A 7,147-nucleotide genomic window follows, 5' to 3' on the forward strand; every position below is an offset into this window, starting at 1 on the left:
TGCTTCGCGAAGCAAAGAAAGTGAGTCGCCCGCCGGGGCGAGACCCGGCCCCGAAACTCAAAACAATTCAAGCCCCCAACCAATGCACACTGAAGAGCCTCTCCGGATCCGTCCACACCGCCCCCGGCCGGAACCCCGCCTTCACCGCCAGCGCCCGCAACCCTTCCACGGTGAACTTGTGCGAGTACTCGGTGTGGATGGTCTCCCCTTCCTCGAACGCAAACCGCTCGCCGTTCAGTAAAACGATCTGGTCCCGCCGGCTGACCAGGTGCATCTCGATGCGCTGCTTCGGTGCGTTGTAGAAGGCCGCGTGCGCAAAGCCCTCGAGATCGAAGTTGGCGTCGAGCTCGGCATTGGCGCGCCGCAGCAGGTTGAGGTTGAACGCCGCGGTCACGCCCTGCGCATCGTTGTAGGCGGCATGCAGGCGGGCCGGGTCCTTCACCAGGTCGACGCCGATCAGCAGACCGCCGCCGCGCAGCATGCGCGCCGCGAGTTGCAGGAAGGCCAGTGCCTCGTCGGGCTCGAAATTTCCGATCGTCGAGCCGGGGAAAAAACCCACGCGCTTGCCCGCACCGGCGAGCGGCGCGGGCAGCACCAGCGGCATGGTGTAGTCGGCCGCGATCGGCTGCACCGCCAGCTGCGGGTAGTCGGCCCTGAGCCGCTCGGCGGCGGCCGCCAGGTGCTCGCCGGAAATGTCGATCGGCAGGTAGCGCCTGGGCGCCTCGAGCGCATCGAGCAGCAGCCGCACCTTGGTGAGCGAGCCGGCGCCGAACTCGACGATCTCGGCGCCCGGACCCACCTGCGCGGCGATCTCGCCCGCGCATTCGCCAAGAATGCGCAGCTCGGTGCGCGTGGGGTAGTACTCGGGCAGCTCGCAGATGCGGTCGAACAGCTGCGAACCCGCGGCGTCGTAAAAATACTTGGGCGAAATGCTGCGCGGCCTGCGCGCGAGGCCCGCCTGCATCTCGCGGCCGAACTCGGAGAGCAGCGCCGCATTTTTTTCCGCGGCGGCAGGCGCGACAGGCTGGCGCTGCTGCGGCTGGGCGGTGGCAAACGAAAAGGAGGACGAGGAGCTTGGATTGCGCATGATTCAGATGTCTTTCGCGAGCCGCAGCCCCGAGAACTGCCAGCGCGCCGCCGGCGGAAAGAAATTGCGGTAGCTGGGCCGCGTGTGCCCGGCCGGCGTCGCCACGCTGCCGCCACGCAGCACCAGTTGGCCCACCATGAACTTGCCGTTGTATTCGGCCGCGATGCCGGGCATGGGCCTGAAGCCGGGATACGGGTCGTAGGAGGAGCGCGTCCATTGCCAGACGTGGCCGGTCATCTGCGAGATGCCGGGCGCATCGAAGGCCGCTTCCCATTCGAATTCGGTCGGCAGGCGCGCACCGGCCCATTCGGCATACGCGGCGGCCTCGTAGAAGCTCAGCTGCGACACGGGTGCATCGGCCTCCATCGGCCGCACGCCATGCAGGCCGAACACCTGCCAGCCGCCCTGCGGCTGCTGGGCCTGCAGCCGCGGGTCGTCGGCGGCCAGCCAGTAGGCGGGATGGCGCCAGCCCTGCGCCTGCACCGCCGCCCAGCCGTCTGAGAGCCAGAGCTCGGGGCGCTGGTAGCCGCCGTCGGCAATGAACTGCGCATAGTCGCCGCAGCTCACCAGCCGGTCGGCCATGGCATAGGGCTGCAGCAGGGCCGCATGGCGCGGCGTTTCGTTGTCGAAGGCAAAGCCCTGCTGCGGCCCCTCATGGCCCACCTGCACCATGCCGCCGGGCTGCGGCAGCCAGCGCATGGCCGGCGGCACGGCAGCCAGCCGCAGCGCGGGCCCGGCCGCGGGCCGGTAGGCGGGCAACAGCGGATTGCATGACAAGGCATGCAGGACGTCGGTGAGCAGCAGCTCCTGGTGCTGCTGCTCGTGGTGCAGCCCGAGCGTGACGATGGGCTCGATGGCCGCCCAATCGCGCTCGCCGTCGGCGCCGTCGAGCAGCGCGAGCACCGCCTCGTCGACATGGGCGCGGTAGGCATGCACCTCGTCCACGGAAGGGCGCGTGAGCAGCCCCCGCTGCGGGCGCGGATGGCGCGGGCCGAGCGCTTCGTAGTACGAGTTGAAGAGGTAATGGAACCGCTCGTCGAAAGGCCGGTAGCCCGCCGCATGCGGCTGGAGCAGCACGGTCTCGAAGAACCAGGTCGTGTGCGCGAGGTGCCATTTGGTCGGGCTCGCGTCGGGCATCGACTGGATGCACTGGTCTTCGGCGGAGAGCGGCGCGGCGAGTGCCAGGCTGGCGGCGCGCACTTCGCGGAACTTGCCGCGCAGCGCGCTCGCCGCCTGGGTGATCGGCCGGGAAAGCGTCATGGTGTCTCCAGTCGGGTCAACCGCAATTTGTAGCCGATGGCCGTTGCAAAGGCGCGTAGGACAAGTTCGCGCCCTTGGCACGCCGTGGGCCGGGGGAGGCACAGGCAACCATCGGTGGGGGGAGCCACTTTGGCACAAGATCGGCCGGCGTGCAGGGCGGCTGCGTATCATCTGTTCGATGCAAACGACCAACGCCTCCGCCCGCCCCCATGTCGTCATCGTCGGCTGCGGATTCGGCGGACTCGAAGCCGCCCGCCGGCTCKAACGCGCCGACGTGGACGTGACGGTGATCGAAAAGACCAACCACCACCTGTTCCAGCCGCTGCTCTACCAGGTGGCGACCGCCGGACTGGCCGCGCCGTCGATCGCAGCGCCGGTGCGGGCCCTGTTCCGCGCGCAGCCGCGCATCACCACGCTGCTCGGCGAAGTGAGCGCCATCGATCCGGCCGCGCGCGCGCTCCGGCTGGCCAACGGCAGCCTGGTGAGCTACGACCACCTGGTGGTCGCGGCCGGCGCGGCCCACAGCTATTTCGGCCATGACGAATGGGCGCCCCTGGCGCCGGGCCTCAAGACGCTGTCGGACGCCTTCGAGATCCGCCGCCGCGTGCTGATGTCCTACGAAGCGGCCGAAACCGCCACCGACCCCGAGCGCCGCCGCGCCCTGCTCACCTTCGTGGTGATCGGCGCCGGCCCCACGGGGGTCGAGATGGCCGGCACGCTGGCCGAGATCGCCAAGCACACGCTCTCCGGCGAATTCCGCCGCATCGATCCGGGGAGCGCACAGGTGCTGCTCGTCGAGGGCGGGCCGCGCGTGCTGCAGGCCATGCCCGAGAGCCTGAGCCAGAAGGCGCTGGAGCAGCTCCAGCGGCTGGGCGTGGAGGTGCGGCTCAATGCACGCGTGACCGCCATCGACGCCACCGGCCTCGAAGTGGAAGCCGGCGGCGGTGCCAGCGGCGCTCCGGCCACCAGCTACCGCATCGACAGCAGCTGCGTGGTGTGGGCGGCGGGCGTGGCGGCATCGCCGCTCGGACGCATGCTGGGCGAGGCGACCGGCGCCGAATGCGACCGCGCGGGCCGCATCAAGGTCGAGCCCGACCTGAGCCTGCCGGGCCATCCCGAGATCAGCGTGGTGGGCGACCTGGCCGCGGCCCTGAGCTACGCCCCCGGCAAGCCGCCCAAGCCGGTGCCCGGCGTGTCGCCCGGCGCCAAGCAGATGGGCCGCGCGGCGGCCGCCAACATTCTTCGCCGCATCGCGGGCGTGCCCACCGTGCCTTTCCGCTACCGGGACTACGGCAACCTGGCCACCATCGGCCGCAATTCGGCGGTGGTCGACCTGGAAACGCCCTTGGGACCGCTGCGCTTCAGCGGCCGGCTCGCGTGGCTGTTCTGGCTGTTCGCGCACGCGTACTTCCTTATCGGGTTCCGCAACCGCATCGTGGTGCTGATGGACTGGGCCAGCGCCTATTGGAGCTTCCAGCGCAATGCGCGCGTGGTGGCGGACGTGCGGGGCAAGAGCGAGTCGTAGGCTCAGAACAGGAAGCGGTCCGGGTGGTCCTCGCGCTGGCGGCGCCGCCACTCCCAGGGCGGCTGCGGCCTGGCGCCGGCCCACAGCCCGAGCCGCTGCGCACGCGCGCTGTCCTGCAGCTTGAACAGTTCGCCGCCGCGGCGCGTGGCGATGCCGTTGAAGTCGTACACCCAGGCCCAGCCTTCGGCCACCATGCGGGTGCCCGCATCCTCGCCGTTGCAGCGCACGTCGGCCACGGTGCGGCCGTAGCGGTCGGTGTCGCGCTCGGTGATGACCGCCTGCTCGAAATAGCAGATGCGGCTCAGCGCCTGCCTGCTGCGCTGGCCGTAGGGCTGTGCGCGCTCCGGTGCGTCGATGGCGGCAATGCGCACCTTGACCTCCTCGTAGGCACCGAGGCGCCCGCAGCGCGCGGTGAGCGTGTCGCCGTCGCTGATGCCGACCACCAGGCAGGTGCGGGACGAAGAAGCGGCCTGCGACAGCAGCGGCAGCAGCAGCAACGCAAGACAAACGGCGAACGGAAAGCGCAGGCGCATGGGCGGGGAAAATCGGGCGGTCGAAGCCCCGGATTCTCGGCGCGAAATGCGCCGCGCCCCGGCCGCGAACCCGCTGTTACCGCGCGCCGTTCTCGTCTTCCTGCAGCAGCCGCCACATCACCTTGCCGCTGCCGCTCTTGGGCAGCGCGTCGACGAACTGCACCTTGCGCGGGATCTTGTAGACCGCCATGTTCTCGCGGCACCAGTCGATGATCTGCTGCTCGGTGGTGTCCTTGTGCGTGGCGCGCAGCACCACCACCGCCTTGACCGATTCGCCGCGGTAGTCGTCCCGGGTGGAAATGACGCAGGCCTCCTGGATCGCGGGATGGCGGAACATCAGCAGCTCGACCTCGGCCGGCCACACCTTGAAGCCGCTCGCGTTGATCATGCGCTTCAGGCGGTCGGTCATGAAGAAGTAGCCGTCCTCGTCCATGCGGCCCATGTCGCCCGAGCGGAAGAAGCGCTTGCCCTCGAACTCGACGAAGGCCGCCTGGGTGGCATCGGGGCGCTTCCAGTAGCCCTGGAACACCTCGGGCCCGTGGATGATGATCTCGCCCGATTCGCCGATGGGCATTTCGGCCAGCGTGTCGGGGTCGACCACGCGCGCATCGGTGCTCATGAACGGAATGCCCAGGCACTGCTGCTTGGGATGGTCCGACGGGTTGGTGTGCGAGGGCGCGGCGGTTTCGGTGAGGCCGTAGCCCTCCTGGTACTTGAGGCCGTACTGCTCGAAGAGGCGCTGGGCCACGGCCTGCGGCATGGCCGCGCCGCCGCCGCCGATGTGCGTGATGCTCGACAGGTCGTAGCTCGCGAAGTTGGGGCTGGCCATGAGGTCGATCACCATGGTGGGGATGTTGGTCCAGCTCGTGACCTTCCAGCGCGAGATGAGCCGGCCCGCCACCTCGCGGTCCCAGCGCGGCATGATGACCAGCGTGGCCGCCGCGAGGATGGAGGTGTGCATCATGCTCACCACGCCCGTGATGTGGAACATGGGCACCACCGCCAGCACCACAGCTTCCGAGGTGGCCTGGCCCCAGAGCTGGCCGGCCACCGCGTTGTGCATGAGGCTCGAATGGTGGTGCACGCAGCCCTTGGGCAGGCCGGTGGTGCCGCTGGTGTAGGGCAGCAGCGCCATGTCGTTGGCGCCCACCACATGCTCGGGCGCGGCATGGCCCGCGGCCAGCGCGTCGGTCCAGGCCATGGCCTTGCCGCCTGCCAGTTCGGGCAGCGGATGGCGCGTGGCGAGCCATTCCTTCCAGGCCGGCGCCGGAGCGTCGTCGCCGCTCGCATCGGCGTCGAAGGCGTCGGTGAACTGGGTCACGATCATGTGGGCCAGCTGCTGCGCGGGCGGCAGCGCGTTGCTGGCCTTGGCAAGCTCGCCGGCCAGGTCGCCGGTGGTGATGGCAACCTTGGCATCGGGGTCGACGATGTAGTGCTTGAGCTCCTCGGCCCGGTTCATCGGGTTGACGGGCACCACCACCGCATTGGCGCGCAGGATCGCGAAATGAGCGACCACCAGCTGCGGGCAGTTCTGCATGTCCAGCACCACGCGGTCGCCCCGCTTCACGCCCAGGGCATGCAGCGTGCCGGCCAGCCGCTCGACCTGGTCCGCGAAGCCGCAGTAGCTCAGCACCCGGCCGAAGAAGACCAGCGCGGCCTTGTCCGGATAGCGCGCCGCCGAGGTCGCGAGGTTGTGCCACAGCGAGGTGGCGGGAACGGTGATCGAATGCGGCAGGCGCTTGGGCCAGAACTTGTGGTGCGGGCGTGGTTGCATGGTCAAGGCGGGCGGAGGAGAGGGAGAGAAAGAAGACAGGCCGCAGCCTAAGCCGAGCCGCACGCCGCTCCCATCGGGGAAGCCCCCGGACGCGTCACCTTGGCGACGCCCGGCTCGCCATTGCCCAATCTTCGCGATCTTCATCGCATGCGATTTGCGACTACAGACAAGCGCGGCGTTCCGCGCGATACCTGCGTCTCCCATCACCCACCACCCGTCACCCGACCGAAGGAGAGTTTTCATGGCAGCAGACAAGCACGCAAGCGTTCACTGGGAAGGCGCCGGCAAGACCGGCAAGGGCCAGGTCAGCACCGAGACCGGCGCCCTCAAGGACTATCCCTACGGCTTCGCCAGCCGCTTCGAGGACGACAAGCGCGGCACCAACCCCGAGGAGATCGTCGGCGCAGCCCATGCGGCCTGCCTGACGATGGCCTTTGCCTTCGCCTTGGAGAAAGAGGGCTTCACCGCCACCCGCATCGACACCAAGGCCGCGGTGCGGCTGGCCAAGGACGGCGAGGGCTTCAAGATCGACCGCATCGCGCTCGAGCTCGACGCCGCCGTGCCCAAGCTGGAGGAAGCGAAGTTCCAGCAGATCGCGGCCGCCGCCAAGGCCGGCTGCCCGCTGTCGAAGGCGCTGGCCAGCGTGCCGGAAATCACGCTGAAGGCGACGCTCGCCGCTTGAACCGCTGCTTATGATCGTCTCCACTTGAAGAAAAGAGGAGACGATCCATGACCCGCCCAGCCCGCACCGCCCTCGTGGCGGCTTTGTTTTCGATCGCGTCTTTCGGCCTCGGCGGCGCCGCCCTGGCCGCCTACCCCGACAAGCCGATCAAGCTCGTCATCGGCTTTCCGGCGGGCGGCCCGCTCGACCAGCATGCGCGCCTCCTCACCGACAAGCTGCAGGCGGTGCTGGGCCAGCCGCTGATCGTCGACTACAAGCCCGGCGCGGGCGGTTCGGTGGGCGCCGA

General features: G+C 69.3%; 6 protein-coding genes and 1 pseudogene. 3 read left to right on the forward strand and 4 right to left on the reverse strand.

Translation table 11 applies throughout. The features are described from left to right. Positions 1–67: 67 nt before the first annotated feature. Together egtD and egtB are read right to left on the reverse strand one after the other, a co-directional pair. On the reverse strand, positions 68–1,087 hold the full coding sequence (gene egtD / locus AC1DOC_RS12290) for an L-histidine N(alpha)-methyltransferase (protein ID WP_478084053.1): 1,020 nt from the start codon (positions 1,085–1,087) through the stop codon (positions 68–70). Between the two features lie 3 nt (positions 1,088–1,090). After that, the gene (gene egtB / locus AC1DOC_RS12295) at positions 1,091–2,347 is read right to left on the reverse strand and encodes an ergothioneine biosynthesis protein EgtB (RefSeq protein WP_478081317.1); all 1,257 of its coding nucleotides are present in this window, start codon (positions 2,345–2,347) and stop codon (positions 1,091–1,093) included. 178 nt (positions 2,348–2,525) lie between these two features. Here egtB and AC1DOC_RS12300 point away from each other — a divergent pair, with 178 nt between their 5' ends. Continuing rightward, positions 2,526–3,872, forward strand: a complete 1,347-nt coding sequence (locus tag AC1DOC_RS12300) for an NAD(P)/FAD-dependent oxidoreductase (protein ID WP_478129870.1) — start codon at positions 2,526–2,528, stop codon at positions 3,870–3,872. Positions 3,873–3,874: 2 nt separating this feature from the next. Here AC1DOC_RS12300 and AC1DOC_RS12305 read toward each other — a convergent pair whose 3' ends face one another. Together AC1DOC_RS12305 and AC1DOC_RS12310 are read right to left on the reverse strand one after the other, a co-directional pair. Then, the gene (locus AC1DOC_RS12305) at positions 3,875–4,405 is read right to left on the reverse strand and encodes a thermonuclease family protein (protein WP_307596243.1); all 531 of its coding nucleotides are present in this window, start codon (positions 4,403–4,405) and stop codon (positions 3,875–3,877) included. Between the two features lie 76 nt (positions 4,406–4,481). Then, the gene (locus tag AC1DOC_RS12310; RefSeq protein ID WP_478081318.1) at positions 4,482–6,179 is read right to left on the reverse strand and encodes a long-chain fatty acid--CoA ligase; all 1,698 of its coding nucleotides are present in this window, start codon (positions 6,177–6,179) and stop codon (positions 4,482–4,484) included. 241 nt (positions 6,180–6,420) lie between these two features. On the opposite strand from AC1DOC_RS12310, the gene AC1DOC_RS12315 reads away from it, so the two are divergent. Together AC1DOC_RS12315 and AC1DOC_RS12320 are read left to right on the forward strand one after the other, a co-directional pair. Further along, positions 6,421–6,861, forward strand: a complete 441-nt coding sequence (locus AC1DOC_RS12315; RefSeq protein WP_018907542.1) for an OsmC family protein — start codon at positions 6,421–6,423, stop codon at positions 6,859–6,861. Positions 6,862–6,908: 47 nt separating this feature from the next. Then, positions 6,909–7,147 (forward strand): annotated as a pseudogene (locus tag AC1DOC_RS12320) (tripartite tricarboxylate transporter substrate binding protein); the annotation flags it as partial.

The sequence above is a fragment of the Variovorax sp. 01T439_2 genome, from assembly GCF_056398445.1.

Excerpts from the sequence above, each read along its gene's own strand:
- egtD (WP_478084053.1), bottom strand. The coding sequence starts at position 1,087 with ATGCGCAATCCAAGCTCCTCGTCCTCCTTTTCGTTTGCCACCGCCCAG.
- egtB (WP_478081317.1), bottom strand. The coding sequence starts at position 2,347 with ATGACGCTTTCCCGGCCGATCACCCAGGCGGCGAGCGCGCTGCGCGGC.
- AC1DOC_RS12305 (WP_307596243.1), bottom strand. The coding sequence starts at position 4,405 with ATGCGCCTGCGCTTTCCGTTCGCCGTTTGTCTTGCGTTGCTGCTGCTG.
- AC1DOC_RS12310 (WP_478081318.1), bottom strand. The coding sequence starts at position 6,179 with ATGCAACCACGCCCGCACCACAAGTTCTGGCCCAAGCGCCTGCCGCAT.
- AC1DOC_RS12315 (WP_018907542.1), top strand. The coding sequence starts at position 6,421 with ATGGCAGCAGACAAGCACGCAAGCGTTCACTGGGAAGGCGCCGGCAAG.